The following is a 16851-nucleotide window of genomic DNA, read 5'->3' as shown; positions in this document are numbered from 1 at the left end:
GTCACAAAATGGGGCAGAACAATCAGCCAAATCACTCCATCACTCATAACAACACCAATCAACGCTGCAGTGAATTAGGTCGCTTCGGCACAGGACCCAGCCGGAGTCGGATCTTGGCCGTAAGGCCGCCTCTGGAATGGTTAAACCCTGTCGCAGAGCCCCTCGGTCGGCTCTTGATGCCTGATGATGACCGCGAGCTATGAGGCTAAAGCACGGGCGGAGCCGCCCCAGTTTCGTTCAGGGCGTCCATGACCGACCCAATGTGAAACCCTTTGTGTAAATACGACCATAGATACGGTCAGAGTTCCGGGATTTCTGTGTCGCCTATGCGGTCGACTTGTTAGGTTGGTTCCATCCTGAACAGGAGGGGCTTTCATGCTTTTTATAACGAACAGATTTCCAACCCAAAGTATTCGCACCCGTAAAGGACGTCGCTTCACTTTTGATCTGGACAACAACGCACCTTCGAATTCGGTGTTCTATTGTGAAAAAGGCGAGGATGAACACCACACCGAAATTACCAGCAAAGAGCTCTTGCGGCGGGTGCGCGACAGCGATTGCCGTCAGATCCTGTTATACTTGCACGGGTTCAACAACCTGCCCGACGATGTGTTTCAAACAACGGCCGAGCTTCAGCGTCTGTGCGATCAGGCCAAACCCGGTGAAGTGATGGTGTTGCCTCTGATCTGGCCCAGCGACGCCAAGCAGGGGATCGTTCAGAAATACTGGGATGACCAGAAATCCGCGGACCAAAGCGGCTTTTCCTTTGCGCGGGTGCTGGAGCGTTTCCTGGAATGGCGCAACAGTGAGGATAACGAGCCCGAATCTGCCCCCTGCCTGAAACGGATCAACCTGCTGGCGCATTCGATGGGCAATCGGGTTTTGCGCCAGACGTTGATGGAATGGGATCGGTATGATCTGGCGTCGGGCGTGCCGCTGTTGTTTCGCAACACGTTCATGGTTGCCGCAGATGTCGTCAATGAAACCGTGCATGAACATGAGCCCGGTGTGCTGGTCAGCCATGCGTCGCGGAATGTGGTTGTTTATTTCGCATCCGACGATCTCGCGCTGCGGGCCAGCAAGGCAGCAAACCTCAAGAACAAAGTGGCGTCTCGCCGTTTGGGTCATACGGGGCCAGAGAATATCGATCGAACGCCGCATAACATATTTCAGGTCGACTGTGACGATATCAATACGGCCTATGACACCCCCACCGGCCACAAGTATTTTGGTCCGGTTTCGCCGGGCGGCGAGGCAGGCCTGGTGTTCCGGCATATTTTTCAATGCGTCCAATCCGGGCGCGTTTTCCCGGATGATCCGCATCAGCGCTCGGTCATTCTGCGCTGAATCGGGTGTTCGCGATATGTCGGCTTTTCAAATTTGATCGGAAATCCAAATAGTTCACAATCTGGTGTTGCAACCTTCAGAATGATCTGGATGATCAGCACTACCAAGACCGACAAAACCGGTCTGCCGTTCCACGGAACGGTACTAACGAAAAAACGGGGAGATTATAATGATCCTGAAGAACTTGATGATCGCTGCCAGTGCGACCGCATTGATGGCGGGTGCCGCATCGGCGGAAACGCTGCGATGGGCACGTGCTGGTGACGCGCTGACGCTGGATCCGCACTCGCAAAACGAAGGCCCGTCACACACAATACGGCACCAGATGTACGAGCCGCTGATCATTCGCGACGTAACAGGCGCGTTTGAACCTGCGCTGGCGACCGAGTGGGGGCCCAAGGCGGATGACCCGAATGTTTGGGTCTTCAAACTGCGCGAAGGCGTGAAATTCCATGATGGCGCGGACTTCAACGCCGAAGACGTGGTGTTCAGCTTTGAGCGGGCCAAGCAGCCGAATTCGGACATGAAAGAGCTGATCGGCTCGATCACCGAAGTGCGCGCGGTGGACGATTACACCGTCGAGATCGTCACCGATGGTCCGAACCCGATCCTGCCGTCGAACCTGACCAACCTGTTCATTCTGGACAAAGGCTGGGCCGAGGCAAACAACACTGTCAATGTGCAGGATTTCGAGGGTGGCGAGATCACCTTTGCCACCACCAACGCCAACGGTACGGGGCCTTATGTCCTTCAAAGCCGCGAGCCTGACGTCAAAACCGTGATGGTGCGCAACGACAACTATTGGGGCATCGACCAGTTCCCCATGGAAGTGACCGAAATCGTCTATACCCCAATCCAGAACGCTGCGACCCGCGTGGCGGCGATGCTGTCGGGTGAGGTGAACTTCCTGCAGGATATGCCGGTTCAAGACATTGACCGCGTCAATGGCGCCGATGGCCTGATGGTCAAGCAAGCACCACAGAACCGTGTGATCTTCTTTGGCATGAACCAGGGTGCGGACGATATCGAAGCAGACAACGTAGACGGCAAGAATCCTCTGGCCGATGTGCGTGTGCGTCAGGCGATGTCGATGGCGATCAACCGTGATGCGATCAAGCAGGTCGTTATGCGCGGCCAGTCGCAGCCTGCGGGCATGATCGCACCGCCTTTCGTGAACGGCTGGACCGAAGCGATGGACGGCGAATCCGCCACTAATCTGGAAAAAGCCAAGGAGCTGATGGCAGAGGCAGGTTATGCCGATGGCTTCTCGCTCCGGTTGGACTGCCCGAATGATCGATACATCAACGATGAAGGGATCTGTCAGGCGGCCGTTGGGATGTTGGGCCAGATCGGCGTGACCGTGAATCTGGACGCAAAGCCCAAGGCGCAGCACTTCCCGCTGATCACCGACGGCAAGACTGACTTCTACATGCTGGGTTGGGGTGTTCCGACATATGACTCGGAATACATTTTCAACTTCCTTGTCCACGGTCGCGAAGACGACATCGGCACATGGAACGGAACCGGCTATCAGGACGACGCGCTGGACACGAAGATCAAGTCGCTCGCTTCGAACACTGACCTGGACGCCCGGAATGCCGACATCGCCGACATCTGGCGTGTGGTGCAAGACGAAGCGCTTTACATCCCCATTCATCACCAGGTTCTGAACTGGGGCATGGCTGACGGTGTCGGCATCGAAGTGGATGCCGAAGACCAGCCCAAGGTCAAATACTTCACCATTAAATAAGTCAAAACCATTGACGATCAGACAGGGCGCGATTTTCGCGCCCTGTTTTTTGTTGTGATCTGAGATTTCCTTGCGCATGCGGCAAAAACCAAGAAAACTCGACCACAGAAACAGGGAGACATAACAATGATCCTCAGGAACAGCGCCATTGGCATTGCGATGCTGGCTGCCACCAGTGTTCAGGCCGCAGATTTCAAATGGGCCTCCACCACGGACCCGCAAACCATGGACCCGCACGCGGTCAATTCGGCTCCGGTTCTGGGATTTCTTAACAACGTCTACGAAGGACTGGTCCGCCGCGACAAGGACATGAGCGTTCAGCCTGCCCTGGCCGTCAGCTGGGAACCGATTGGAGAGGGCGACGGCTGGCGCTTCAAGCTGCGTGAGGGCGTGACCTTTCACGACGGCAGTACCTTTGACGCGCAGGACGTTTTGTTCAGCTATCAACGCGCCTCGGGCGAGGCCGCGGATACGCGTAGCTGGTTTGCGCCCATCAGTGAAGTCATCGTCGTTGACGATTATACCGTAGACTTCATGACGACCGCGCCGAACCCGTTGTTTCCATCCTCGATTGCCAACTGGATGATCATGGATCAGGGCTGGACCGAAGCCAATGATGCCGCCGTTCCGGACAAAGAGGCCGGAAATTTTGCGACCATCAACGCCAATGGCACCGGGGCATTCAAGGTCACCGAGCGTGAGCCGGGTCTGAAAACAGTACTGGAACCCCACGAAGGTTGGTGGGGGGACGTTGAACACAACATCACCCGCGCCGAATTTAACCCGATCCAGAACCCCGCAACCGCCGTTGCCGCGCTGTTGTCGGGTGATGTGGATATGATCAACCCGGTGCCAATCCAGGACGTCGCGCGCCTGCAAGAAGACAGTGATGTCGAAGTCATCAAGGGGATCGAGGCCCGCGTAATCATGCTGGGCTTTGATCATGAAGCCGAGACGCTGAAATACACAGACGATGAAGGCAAGCCCAACCCGTTCCGCGATCCACGCGTGCGCAAGGCGGTGGCACAGGCCGTGAATGTCGATGCCATTCTGGCCACCATCATGCGCGGCAATGCCGAAGCGGCCTCGCAATTGGTGAGCCCAGCCATGAGCGGCTATTCTGCGGCCCATGCCGAACGTCCCGCATTTGACGTTGAGGGTGCCAAGGCTCTGCTGGCCGAGGCAGGATACGCGGATGGATTCTCATTTGGACTGAAATGCCCCAATGACCGCTATCTGAACGACGAAGCGGTGTGTCAAGCCGTAGTCAGCATGCTGGCCAAGATCGGGATCACGGCCGAGCTGGAAGCGATGCCCGTGCGCAACTACTGGCCCGAACTGCGCGAGGATAACTATGACATGTATCTGCTGGGTTGGAGCCCCGGAACGTTTGACGCGGAACACCCAGTCCGGTTCCTAGTCGCGACGCCAAACGAAGAGAAAAAGCTGGGCAGCTGGAATTTCGGCGGCTTCTCGAACGCACGCGTGGATGAACTGCTGCCTGCCATCCAATCCGAGCTGGATGAGACTAAGCGTCAGGCCATGCTGGACGAAGTGGCTAAGATCATTCAGGACGAACAGGTCTATGTGCCCATGTATGTGCAGCCACTGGTCTGGGGCACGCGCAGTAATGTCGAGCTGACACAGCGCCCCGACAACTTCTTTTTGCTGCGCTGGGTGACCGTGAACTGAAGACGTTTTAGCATTGGATTGGCGAGGGCCGGTTCGGCACCGCCAATCCGCATCGTACCCTGCATAAAACCGATGACGCAGGAAATAAGGATCGCTCTGATACCATCCCGTTAGCGATACCTTGACCATTTAGCCGACCCGTGCATAGAGAAGCGGATCAATGGGGAAAGTGAATGTTCGCATATATCGTCCGAAGGATGCTCCAATCCGTGATCGTACTGCTGGTCGTGGGTCTGGTTGCATTTTCTATGTTCCGGTTTGTCGGCGATCCGATCGACAACATGCTGGGTCAGGAGCGTACGCAAGCCGATATCGACCGGCTGCGGGCTGAACTGGGGCTGGATCAGCCGTTTCCGGTTCAGTACTACAAGTTCCTGAAAAATGCCGTTCAAGGCAATTTCGGTGTGTCCTATCGTCAGGGACGTCCTGTCTCGACCATCATAGCCGAGCGCGCGCCGGCCACACTGGAACTGGCTTTTGTTTCCGGCTTTCTGGCAATCACCATGGGGATTGCGCTGGGGGTGTTCACAGCCATTCGACGACAAGGGATTGCTGCGAATGTCATCATGACCGTTTCCCTGATCGGGGTGTCCCTGCCGACCTTCCTGATCGGGATCTTATTGATCTACATTTTCTCGGTTGAATTAGACCTCTTACCCAGCTTCGGGAGGGGCGAGACCGTTATGATTGGCAACTGGTCCACCGGCTTCTTGACGACTTCTGGCCTCAAGGCGCTGATCCTACCCGCGATTACGCTGGGTCTGTATCAGATGACCCTGATCATGCGCCTGGTCCGGTCGGAAATGCTTGAGGTGTTGCGCGCCGATTATGTCCGGTTTGCACGCGCTCGCGGTTTGTCGGACCGGGTGATCAACTTCCGCCACGCGCTAAAGAACACTATGGTTCCCGTGATCACGATCACCGGTCTGCAGCTGGGCTCGATCATCGCGTTCGCCATCATCACCGAGACGGTGTTCCAGTGGCCTGGCGTTGGCCTGCTGTTCATCAACGCGATCCAGTTTGTCGATATCCCTGTCATGGCCGCTTATCTGATGTTGATTTCGGTCATGTTCGTTTCGATCAACCTGATCGTCGATCTTCTTTATTATGCCATTGACCCGCGCCTGCGTGTCGACGCGAGGGCCACATGACCGATACCATCGAAACCCCGACCGCCCCCACCAAATCGCGATTTGCCAAGTTCTGGGACAGCGATTTTGCGTGGTCCTTCCGGCATTCTCCGGTTGCCTTGATCGCCTCACTGGTGGTGCTGATCCTTTTGCTGGCCGCCGTTTTTGCCCCGGTCATCGCACCTTATAATCCGTTTGATCCGGCATCGCTGAACCTGATGAACGGCTTTACGCCGCCGGGCACGCCCAATGCCTTTACGCAGGAAACCTTCTTTTTGGGGACCGACGATCAGGGACGCGACGTATTCTCGACCATTCTATATGGCATGCGCATCTCATTGTTTGTCGGCGTGTCAGCGGTGATGCTGGCGCTGATCATAGGTGTCATCCTTGGGCTGGTTGCGGCGTATTTTGGCGGTTGGGTCGAAACGCTCATCATGCGGATTGCCGATGTGCAGCTGACCTTCCCGGCCATTCTGGTCGCGATGCTCATCTTTGGTATCGCCAAGGGCGTCACGCCTCCCGAATACCGCAACGAAATGGCGATTTATGTTCTGATCATCGCAATTGCCCTGTCTGATTGGGTGCAATTTGCGCGGGTCGTACGCGGCGCTGCGCTGGTGGAAAAGAACAAGGAATACGTACAGGCCGCCCGTCTGATCGGGCGCGGGCCAATTCCGATCATGTTCCGCCATATTCTGCCCAATGTCCTCAGCCCGGTTCTGGTTATTGCCACGATCTCGCTGGCGCTGGCGATTATTGCCGAGGCAACGCTCAGCTTTCTGGGCGTGGGTGCACCGCCGACCCAGCCGTCGCTGGGAACACTGATCCGTATCGGGCAGGGCTTCCTGTTCTCGGGTGAGTGGTGGATCCTCTTCTTCCCGGCCTGCACCCTTCTGGCGCTGGCCTTGTCTGTCAACCTGCTGGGCGACTGGCTGCGCGACGCGCTGAACCCCAAGCTGCGGTGATTACATGAGCCTTCTGACGATCAACGACCTGACGGTCGAATTCCCGACGCGCCGCCAACTGTTTACCGCCGTGGACCACGTGGACCTGTCCGTTGAACCGGGCGAGATCCACGGTCTGGTAGGCGAATCCGGTGCGGGCAAATCCACAATCGGAGCGGCCATCATGGGTCTGCTGGATCGCCCCGGCCGGATTGCCAGCGGCACCATCAAACTGAGCGGCGACCAGATCAGTGGTCTGGATGCCGTCGCAATGCGCGGCCTGCGTGGCAAGAAAATCTCGATGATCTTCCAGGATCCTCTGACCTCGCTGAACCCGTTGTTTACAGTGCGCGAACAGCTGACCGAGACGATCCAGGCCCATCTGGGCGGAACGGATGCCGAGGCGAACCAGCGTGCCCGTGATCTGATCGACCGGGTGGGCATTCCTGACCCGGACACGCGGTTGGACCAATATCCGCACCAGTTCTCGGGCGGGATGCGGCAGCGCGTGGTCATCGCATTAGCGCTTTGTACCGAGCCGGACGTGATTATCGCGGATGAACCGACGACGGCGTTGGACGTGTCCGTTCAGGCGCAGATCCTAGACCTGATCAAAGAGCTGGCGCTGGAACGGCAGGTTGGCGTTATCCTGATCACTCACGACATGGGCGTGATCGCGGATACCACGGACAAGGTGACGGTCATGTATGCGGGCAAGGTGGTGGAAACCGGCCCGACGTCTCAGGTCATGGGTCAGCCCGCGCACGAATACACCAAGTCGCTGATCGCCGCTGTGCCGCGCCCGACTCTGAAACTGCACCGTTTCCCGCAGATCAGCTATGGCGGGCGTGAGACCCGTTTTGCCATCGACGATATGGCGCGGCATTGGCCCAAGGTGGACAATGACACCAGCAAACCGATGTTCGAGATTCGCAATCTGACCAAGAAGTTCCTGCAGCGCAAAGGCTTGCTGCCGTGGGACCGCACTTATTTCACCGCCGTTGACGACGTAAGCTTCGACATTCGTGCGGGTGAGGTATTCGGGGTCGTGGGTGAATCCGGTTCGGGCAAGTCCACCATCGCGCGGATGATCGCGGGACTGTACCCGGTTGATGGCGGTACGATCACCTTTGACGGTCAGGTGGTCAGTGATCTGACCAACAGGGCCGCTTTGGATGCGTATCGCAAGAACATCCAGATGATTTTCCAGGACCCGTATTCGTCGCTGAACCCCCGGATGCGGGTAGACGATATCGTGGCCGAACCGATCCGCCATCACAAGCTGATGGAAGGGTCCGACATCAAGCGCCGCGTAGACGAACTGTTGGATCAGGTCGGGCTGGGCCATGAGGCCGGGCTGAAATTCCCGCACGAATTCTCGGGCGGTCAACGGCAGCGTATCTCGATTGCCCGCGCGCTGGCAACGCAGCCGCGGTTCCTGATCTGTGACGAACCGACCAGCGCCTTGGATGTGTCCATTCAGGCGCAAATCCTGAACATCCTGAAGGATTTGCAGGAGCATCTGGGTCTGACGCTGCTGTTTATCAGCCACGACCTGCCGGTGGTGCGGCAAATGTGCGACCGGGTGGCCGTGATGAAGCAGGGCAAGGTGGTTGAACTTCAAGAAACCAACGAACTCTTCGCCAACCCGCAGACCGAATATGCAAACGAGCTGCTGCGGTTAATGCCGAAACTGGACGATCTGTCGACGGACGGGCTAGAGGCCGAGATCTAATTCCAAAAACCCAATTGCCTGTCACGCGGGCAATTGGGTGTGCATATACATTAAAATATTCAAACTTTGCAGACTCATCCGGGTCTGTTGTGCTACGTCTGTCTTTGGAGTTGGGGGCTTCAGAGGGGCGAAATGTCTCAGGACCTTAGGGACTGGCTAAGCGCACTTGGATTATCTGACTACGCGCAGGCCTTTTTGGATAACAAAATTGATTTTGGAATTTTACCCGATTTGACGGGTGAAGACCTGATCGAAATCGGAGTCACTGCTGTCGGCGACCGCCGGCGGCTTTTGCGCGCGATTGCCGAGCTTGAGACGTTCGAAACCGCCCCGCCATTTCAGCCTGAGGAATCGCTGGAGCCTGCGAAGCGCCAGGTGACAGTCATGTTCGCCGATCTGACCGGTTTTACCCGGTTGACCAGCGAACTGGATGCCGAAGACATGCACGCGCTGCTCAACGCGTTTTTCACCAGGGTGGACAAGGTCGTCGAAAAATACGGTGGCCGGATCGACAAGCATATTGGCGATGCGGTCATGGCCGTGTTCGGCGCGCCAATCTCGCACACGAATGATACCGAACGAGCCGCACGGGCCGCGCTGGAAATTCACACGGTTCTGCCCGGCCTGAACCCTCCGCTGACCTGCCATATCGGGATTGCATCAGGACAGGTGATTGCCAGTACGACAGGCAGTCAGGCCCATACGGAATACACTGTGACAGGTGATGGTGTGAACCTGGCGTCGCGCATCACCGACATGGCAGCGCCGGGGGAAACTCTGGTTTCACATGACATTCAGCGTGCGTTAGGGCCGCTTTTCGTCGGTGAATCGATGGGCGAAAAGGCGATTAAAGGCCTTGGTGATCCGGTTGAGCTGTGGCGGCTGAACCGGATGGCGCGCAACATCCGGTCGCGCAGGCATCGCTTTGTGGGCCGCGAGCGAGAGCTGTCCCTGTTTTCGGCAACGTTCGATCGATGCCAGCGGCACGGTAAGGGTGAAGTCCATATCGTACTGGGCGAGCCGGGCATCGGCAAAACCCACCTGTCGGAACAGGTGGCTGAGCTGGCCGACGGCCTGTCCTATTCCGTCCACAATGGCGTGGTCATGGATTTCGGCGCGCGCGAGGGGCATTCAGCTATCCAATCCGTGACACGCAGTATTCTGGGGCTGGAGCCGACGGATGATACGGAAACCTGTGCATCTGTCGCGAAGGATGCAATTAGCAAGGGTTGGGTAACAGCGGCGAATGCCGCGCATCTGAATGCGCTGCTTGAGCTTGAACAAGACCCCGGTCTGGCCGAGGTCTATGCGGTGATGGACAATGCAACCCGTCTGCGGGGGCGGCGTCAGGTCATCGACGACCTGATTTCGGCCCGCAGCCAGGAAACGCCTTTGTTGATCCATATCGAGGATATCCACTGGGCTTCACCCGAGATCCTGACAGCTTGCGCCCATATCGCGGCGATGACACGTAATCTGCCCTGCGTGTTGCTAATGACCAGCCGCGTGGAAGGCGATCCGATCGACCGCGAATGGCAACTTGCGACGGATGGTGCCCTGATATCCAAGCTGGAACTGGCGCCGATGGGGGACGAACAAGCCCGACAACTGGTCGAAGAGTTCACCGGGATCGATCCTGAACTGTTAGACGCCTGCGTGAAACGCGCCGGGGGCAATCCGCTGTTTCTTGAGCAGTTATTGCGCAATATCGATGTGCTGAAACAGGAATCCGTTCCCGGCAGCATTCAGGGCATTGTTCAGTCCCGTCTGGATTCGCTGGACCGGACCAGCCGGACGTCGATTCAAGCGGCATCCGTGCTGGGGCAGAGGTTCTCGCCCGAAGTTTTGAATTTTGTTCTGGGTGAAGGGCATCTGGATACCTCGACCCTGATCCGCTCCGCCCTGATCCGCGAGGCTGAGGCCGATCTGATGTTTGCCCACGCGCTGATCCGCGACGGATCTTATGCAACTTTGGTGAAATCTGAACGCGCGCGCCTGCATCGTCAGGCCGCGAGTTGGTTTGAGGACCGTGACGCCACCCTGCGGGCACAACATCTGGATCGCGCGGGTGCAACCCATGCGGCCCAGGCTTATCTGGAAGCCGCGGACAAGCTGATACAGGTTTTTCAGTTCGACGATGCCAGCCCGTTGATCGAACGGGGGCTGGAACTGCCAGCACCCGCAGGGGTTCGCTTTGATCTGTTCTGCGCCCGGGGTGAGACGCACCGGTTGCAAGGCCTGTCCAATGATGCCCTGCGTGAATTCAAAGAGGCCGCAGAACTGGCCGAAACGGATGAACAAATCTGCCGTGCACAAATCGGCCTGGCGCAGGCTGCGCGGCAGGCCAGCCTGTATCAGGAAGCACTGGAAAGTCTGGATATTGCCGAGGCAGCCGCAGAACGCTGCGGGTCTGACCGTGACATTGCCCAGATCAACTATGTGCGCGGCAATGTATACTTCCCGCTGGGGCAGGTGACAAAGGCGCTTGAGAGCAATGAAAAGGCTCTAACACTGGCCAGAAAGCTTGAATCCGCACGACTTGAAGTTGGCGCGCTCAGTGGATTTGGCGACGCCAATTTCATGAATGCCACGATGCAGACCGCAACGGGGTTCTACACGCAGGCAGTCGAACGAGCGCGGGAAAAGGGTTTGGTCCGTGATTTGGCCGCGAACCTGCACAATCTGAGCGTCGCGCGTAGCTATACCGGCGAAATAGCGCAAGGAAAGCTGGATGCGCAGGAAGCCATTGAGGTGTCACAGAAGTATTTTGCCTTTGTTCCGGAATGCGTTGCGCAGACCTGTTTGGGCGTTGCGCACACCTTTTTAGGAGAAATAGATCAGGCGCTGGACGCCTTCACCCTGTCTGCCGAGATCGCAAACCGTGTTGGTGCAAAACGCCTCGAGGCGCAGGCGCTTGAACATCTTGCCCGCACACACGTCTATGCCGGGCAGCTGGAACAGGCGCGCGAAACCGGTCGCCGCGCGGTCGACATTGCCCTTGAGCACGGTCGGAATTTTGTCGGACCAAAAGCGCTGTCAGCTTTGGCCATGGCCGAAGAGGACCCAACTGCGCAGGATGAAAACCTAAAGCTTGGCGAGAAGATCATCGCCGAAGGCTGTGTTGGCCATAGCCACCTGCATTTCTATACGGACGCCGCTGCCGTCATGCTGGCGCGCAAGCAGTGGGACGAGGCCACACGGTACGCAGATGCCCTGGCCGATTTCACAGCGGATGAGCCCTTGCCGATGGTCGATCTGTCGATCCTGCAGGCTCGAACACTGGCTGAATGTGGGGGTTGGGGCATTCCTTTGACGGCACACGAGGGTTTCGATGAATTGAAGGCGCGGTTTCAGAACCTGGGCATCAAACAATCGCTGGTCGGGCCGCTGGACTAATCAGGTGAGGGGCTGAATGAGCATAGAAAAGAAAGTCTGGCTGATCTCGGGTTTTGTTACTCTGGGTCTGGCCGTTGTTCTGTTCAAACTCTGGATTGAACTGAACCATTTCGACGAGGACCCGACGCAACTGCCAGATCAGGCGTCGGTCGACGCTTACTTGCAAGACCTTCCAAATTTGCCAAGCTATCAGGTCAAAACTGGCATATTTATCAAATCCTTCAGTTTTACCGGTGCCAGTGATGTGCATGTCAGCGGCTATATCTGGCAGCATTATGAAGACGGTGTGCATGACGCCATCAAACCAGCCGAAGGCGAAGTGGGGTTCATCCTGCCGGAAGCTGCCGGGGCAGCGAGTGGCCTGATTGAAGAAGCCTACAGGATAGATCAGGGCGGGTCCGAGTTGATCGGCTGGTATTTTGAACAGACCTTGCGCCAGGTCTTTGACTATACCAGTTATCCGTTTGACCACAAAACCGTCTGGGTCCGTTTCTGGCCGGGCGAGTTTGACGTAAATGTGGCTCTAATCCCTGACTTTTCGGCCTATCCGGCCACGGGGCCGAACGATATCTTTGGCATCGACAACCGGATCGTCATGGGAACGTGGGAGCGTGAAAACACCTATTTCGACTACCGGCTGTCCGATCTGGATACGACCCTTGGCATCGGCAAGAACGAATATCAGACCAACCTGCCTGAGCTGCACTATAATTTCGTCATCAAACGGAACTTTGCGAATGCTTTTATCGTCCACATGATCCCCCTGATTGTTGTGACGATGCTGCTGTTCGGGGCCGTCATGACGGTCACGCGACGCCCCAATCTGGTGGAACGGCACGATTTCAGTACGTCCAGTGTTATCGGCACCTGCTCGGTCCTGTTTTTCGTGATCCTGCTGGCGCATGTACAACTGCGCGAAGGGTTTGCCGGATCGCCCGTGATCTACATGGAATCGTTCTTTTTCCTGATGTATTTCCTGCTGCTGGCAGTGTCGGTAAACACCTACTTCTTTGCAGCCGAGGCCGTGCCGTCCCTGTGGTTCATCCACTATAAAGACAACTTGATTCCCAAGGCCTGTTTCTGGCCCTTTGTCCTGTCGTGCATGGTGATCATCACGGCCTATAACCTCAGCCTCAAGGACAGCCCCAAGGATGAGGTCGGGATACAGGTTCAAAACTAGGCGGTTGGCTGCCACCCGGGTTTTAATGTGCCTGTGGCCATGTCCAGCGTGTATTCCCCGACCACCCCGGCTGCGCCCTTCTCCAACTGATCCAGATACTTGGTGGGCTGCGCGATCACATAGGCATATGCTGGTTTCATTACGCCCTCGATCAGCACGTTGATCCGCTTACGGACGTAGACGTTCTCGGGTGATCCGGGTCCGTGAAAACCTTCGAGCTTGTCGAGTTCTTTCATACCGGACGAAGTCACCCGATACACCTCTCCGTGGATCGGTTTGCCACGGCCTTTCTGGTCGACCAGCGTGGCCATCCGATGCAGGTAACCACAATTCGGATTGTCGCAATGCGGCTCATGCGGCACGATCAGGGGCATTCGCTGTCGGGTCACGGCCTTGCCAACGAAATCATCCAGCACGTCTGTGTGGGCCTCATGGTTCGGGAAGCCTTTCTTCAACGAGCCATAGGTGAAGTAGAGATAGGTACGTTCACGGTCATCTACGACATCGTCTTCGCTCTCTTCCTCGATCTCTGCAAGCGTGTGGCTGTTGGCCCAGTCATCCAGCATGGCCAGCACTTCATTCGAGATTTTGGCTTCATTGACGTCCTCGGCGTTTTTGGGGCTTTGCAGGAAGTGGATGCACGAACTTGCGTCAATGCCATCTGCGGCCAACAGTGTTTTGACCATATCAACCGAGTTGTTCATCACCGCCACGTGCAGGCTGGTAAACCCATGGTCGTTGGTCGCATTCACGTTGATGCCGCGCCGTATCAGCTCTTGCGCGGCCTCAATGTCAGGTTTGCCCAAGCCCTTTCCGTTTTCATGCAACTCACCTTCGCCGCCAGCTGCGTAATGCAACAGCGTATCGCCATTGTGCTCATCCACGATGTCGATCCCGGCCATCCCGTTTTCAATCGCGTCGAAAACACGGTGCCATTGCGCGAACTCATCCGAAGCTGCGGCCTCTTGCGCCCATTTGCAGATGTTGTGTTCCTGATCGGCTAGTTCTTCGAACGCTTCGTCCAGAACTTCCATGATCTGGTCCGGGGTGGCCATCATACCGATCCCCATCATGCCGTTCGACAGCCGCCCTTTGCGGGGACCGACCAGATCAACACCCAGATCGCGCAGCTTTTCGACATTCCTTTGGGTTGTGACGTTGTTCCACATGTTGGTGTTACACGCCGGGCAAAGGATCGCCGGTTTGTTCCGGTACTGCCAGGCGACAAAGACCGAGGTCAAAAGGTTGTCGGCAATCCCATTGGCGATCTTGCCCATTGTATTGCAGGTCACGGGCGCCACGATCACGCAATCGGCCCAATCACACAACGCAAGGTGCGAGGCGCGCAGCGGCATGCCAAACTTGGTGTAGCGGAAGTTCCATTCGTCGTCGTCGCGGTAATAGTCATTGTGAGAGATATAGTCCTCGACCTTCTCGGGCTCATATCCCCTTTCAATCTCGACGCCCTTTTCGATCTCTATATCGCGAAAGAACCTTTCAGCGGACACTGAAGGGATCAGTTTCACATTGTGGCCGGCATCGGTGATTTTCTTCACCAGTTGCGGCACCTTGTCCGCCGCCGATGATCCGCAAGCACACAGCAATACGTTGCGCTTTTCGCTGGGGGCATCTGTCAGCCCACCCTTGGGGTACCCAAAGATGTTCTTGTCCAGGCTGGGGGATTCATGACGCAGCAGAACCGGCAACCCGGCCTTTTCCACGTCCTTCTGAAATTCACCTTTCAGGATACTGTCCACGATGTCGTTTCGCCGACCCAGACAAACGCCATTGAAAAACAGATACGGAACGGTTTCCTTACCGGTTCGGGCGATCAGTTGCCGGCGCATTTTCATAACATTTGCACCATGCCCCTCGACATCAATCAGCTTGATGTCGGTGATGCCGATATTGGCCAGGATACTGCGCAGCATGTAGGACCAGGGGTCTTCATCCGCATAAAACAGAACAAGTGGGTTGTTTTTGACGATCTGGTCTACGTCGCTGGGGTCTTCGGGTGGGTCCTGTTTTTCGATCACGAGCAAGGCCGGGTCCTTGAGGTCCCGAAGGCCGCGGAACAAATGCCCGCGCGGTGCCTGCCATACCTGTGAGGTCGCGGGACTCATGTCCACAACCGTCACCATATCGGTTGCCTCTTTATAAGCGATACACAGGCACCAGAACTCCTCCAACAGGGCCGTTTCACGGAACGCATTCTTAGGGGGGCGTATGACCTCAGACCCCAGGACTTTGTTGAAATCGATATTGATCATCAGATGACGAAGATCTTTGTGTTCGTTCAGACTTTGCAATTGGTGGTGGAACCAGTCTTCGGGTGAACTGACGTTTTTGTCCGAACGTTTGGCGTAGCTGCGGAAAGTGCTGCCCAGATGCACGTCCGGTTCCTGACTGAGGTAGCGCTGCGCCATCGCGTGCATTTCCCGGGCTGTCGACACACGGCTAAGCGCTTCGGCCAAATCGGTTTGCGTTGCTCTCAGCAGTTTGTCTTCGTCAACCTGTTCATCCCCAAGGATGGCCAGGCTTTCGGCAAGAACGCCCATCGAATTCATGTTCGGGCTGGCCCGTCGGAACAGGTTGCGCCGCTTTTTGGGGTCCTTGGCCAAGTATTGCGTACTGTCGACATAATTGCAGTCCTGCTTCAGGGTTTGCAGGTATGTTTTGACAGCGTCTAGCGCCGAAAACCGCAGCATCCCCCGTGATCGCATCGATGTTCCATCGCGGTCGGTCATCCCGGCCCACAGTCGATCAATGGTTGTCACCCATAGCTTGCCGTACTTTTCCGGGTGAACGTCCATCATATGCACAAGGCCGGTGCTTGGGTTGCACTTTGCGATAATGGCAAAATGGCCGCCCGGCATGTTCTCCTTGCCATGTGCGACACCGACTTGAAAGTTCGCCACAAGAATATCGTTCTTTCCACCCAGCCGATTGGATTCGTCTATTGCCTCAAGCAGCAGATCCACGGATGTCGTGGCCTCATCCATGAAATAGGCCTGCACCTGAATGACATCGCGCAGGTCCTGAGTATGGATGAATGTGCAGGCAACATCGAAAAGTTCGCCCAGCGATATTCCGTCGTTTACGACAAACGAGGTCGGTAAGCCGCATTCGCGAAAGATGTCGTTGACTTCGTAGCTGAATCCAAGCGCCGACATGCTAAGGGCTGCAGCGGTCACGCTGCAGCAATTGATCGGCTGTTGATAGTTCTTCAGATGCACACTGACCAGATCGCCAAACAGCGTATCTTCACAGGCATCTTTAATCTTTTCCGGGATTGCCTTCCATTGGTGTTTGGGCAGATAGGCCAATCGGGTGCCCGGAGTGGCAAGCGCCTGAAGACTGACGGGAATGTCCTCGATTTCGAGATGTTCTTCGTAAAAATAGTCCCCGGTGTCTGCGGTCGCGAGAACCGCTTTGTCCTGCCGGAGCTGAACCATGCCGCCAAGGACCACAAACATACCTTCAGAGGGCAGGACCATCTCTTCGGATACTTCGTAGAACTCGAATTTCGAATGAATGACTGATAGATCCTTAGATGGCAGAACCTCGTCTATCAGGTTCAGATCGTCTTGGGATGGATTGAATGATTGAGAGCTTTCAATTGGATCTTTAGGCACGTCTTGTCCCCCCTGAACTTCGCCGTGAAAATTGTCAAA

General features: G+C 56.4%; 9 protein-coding genes. 8 read left to right on the top strand and 1 reads right to left on the bottom strand.

Annotation, left to right across the window (positions count from 1 at the left end):
• Positions 1-375: 375 nt before the first annotated feature.
• From AC2FIO_RS19475 to AC2FIO_RS19440, 8 genes are all read left to right on the top strand, one after another.
• Positions 376-1347: an alpha/beta hydrolase gene (locus AC2FIO_RS19475; RefSeq protein ID WP_108861693.1), complete on the top strand. Its 972-nt coding sequence runs from the start codon at positions 376-378 to the stop codon at positions 1345-1347.
• A gap of 169 nt (positions 1348-1516) precedes the next feature.
• Positions 1517-3097, top strand: a complete 1581-nt coding sequence (locus AC2FIO_RS19470) for an ABC transporter substrate-binding protein (RefSeq protein WP_282120968.1) — start codon at positions 1517-1519, stop codon at positions 3095-3097.
• 126 nt (positions 3098-3223) lie between these two features.
• A complete protein-coding gene (locus AC2FIO_RS19465) occupies positions 3224-4789 on the top strand; it encodes an ABC transporter substrate-binding protein (protein WP_496699666.1) in 1566 nt (521 codons plus the stop codon).
• A gap of 173 nt (positions 4790-4962) precedes the next feature.
• Entirely contained in the window at positions 4963-5940 is a 978-nt protein-coding gene (locus tag AC2FIO_RS19460; RefSeq protein WP_058273052.1) for an ABC transporter permease, read from the top strand.
• Positions 5937-6887 (top strand): ABC transporter permease, encoded by a 951-nt coding sequence (locus AC2FIO_RS19455; protein WP_058273051.1) that lies wholly within the window; start codon positions 5937-5939, stop codon positions 6885-6887. The genes AC2FIO_RS19460 and AC2FIO_RS19455 overlap by 4 nt, the downstream gene beginning before the upstream one ends.
• 4 nt (positions 6888-6891) lie before the next feature.
• Positions 6892-8601 carry an ABC transporter ATP-binding protein gene (locus AC2FIO_RS19450; RefSeq protein WP_496699665.1) on the top strand — a complete coding sequence of 570 codons (1710 nt, stop codon included), beginning with the start codon at positions 6892-6894 and terminating at the stop codon, positions 8599-8601.
• 132 nt (positions 8602-8733) lie between these two features.
• Positions 8734-11997: an adenylate/guanylate cyclase domain-containing protein gene (locus AC2FIO_RS19445; RefSeq protein ID WP_496699664.1), complete on the top strand. Its 3264-nt coding sequence runs from the start codon at positions 8734-8736 to the stop codon at positions 11995-11997.
• Positions 11998-12013: 16 nt separating this feature from the next.
• Positions 12014-13177, top strand: a complete 1164-nt coding sequence (locus AC2FIO_RS19440; RefSeq protein WP_496699663.1) for a hypothetical protein — start codon at positions 12014-12016, stop codon at positions 13175-13177.
• On the opposite strand, the gene AC2FIO_RS19435 is transcribed toward AC2FIO_RS19440, so the two are convergent.
• The gene (locus tag AC2FIO_RS19435; RefSeq protein ID WP_496699662.1) at positions 13174-16812 is read right to left on the bottom strand and encodes a flavoprotein; all 3639 of its coding nucleotides are present in this window, start codon (positions 16810-16812) and stop codon (positions 13174-13176) included. The genes AC2FIO_RS19440 and AC2FIO_RS19435 overlap by 4 nt on opposite strands.
• Positions 16813-16851 lie beyond the last annotated feature (39 nt).

Source organism: Ruegeria sp. CDSB086 (genome assembly GCF_059611065.1).
The sequence above is the reverse complement of the archived record's forward strand: the minus strand, read 5'-3'. Positions and strand labels throughout refer to the sequence as shown.

Bases quoted from the DNA above. Each gene is read 5' to 3' on its own strand.
- AC2FIO_RS19440 (WP_496699663.1), top strand. From the start codon at position 12,014: ATGAGCATAGAAAAGAAAGTCTGGCTGATCTCGGGTTTTGTTACTCTG.
- AC2FIO_RS19470 (WP_282120968.1), top strand. From the start codon at position 1,517: ATGATCCTGAAGAACTTGATGATCGCTGCCAGTGCGACCGCATTGATG.
- AC2FIO_RS19465 (WP_496699666.1), top strand. From the start codon at position 3,224: ATGATCCTCAGGAACAGCGCCATTGGCATTGCGATGCTGGCTGCCACC.
- AC2FIO_RS19460 (WP_058273052.1), top strand. From the start codon at position 4,963: ATGTTCGCATATATCGTCCGAAGGATGCTCCAATCCGTGATCGTACTG.
- AC2FIO_RS19450 (WP_496699665.1), top strand. From the start codon at position 6,892: ATGAGCCTTCTGACGATCAACGACCTGACGGTCGAATTCCCGACGCGC.
- AC2FIO_RS19475 (WP_108861693.1), top strand. From the start codon at position 376: ATGCTTTTTATAACGAACAGATTTCCAACCCAAAGTATTCGCACCCGT.
- AC2FIO_RS19455 (WP_058273051.1), top strand. From the start codon at position 5,937: ATGACCGATACCATCGAAACCCCGACCGCCCCCACCAAATCGCGATTT.
- AC2FIO_RS19445 (WP_496699664.1), top strand. From the start codon at position 8,734: ATGTCTCAGGACCTTAGGGACTGGCTAAGCGCACTTGGATTATCTGAC.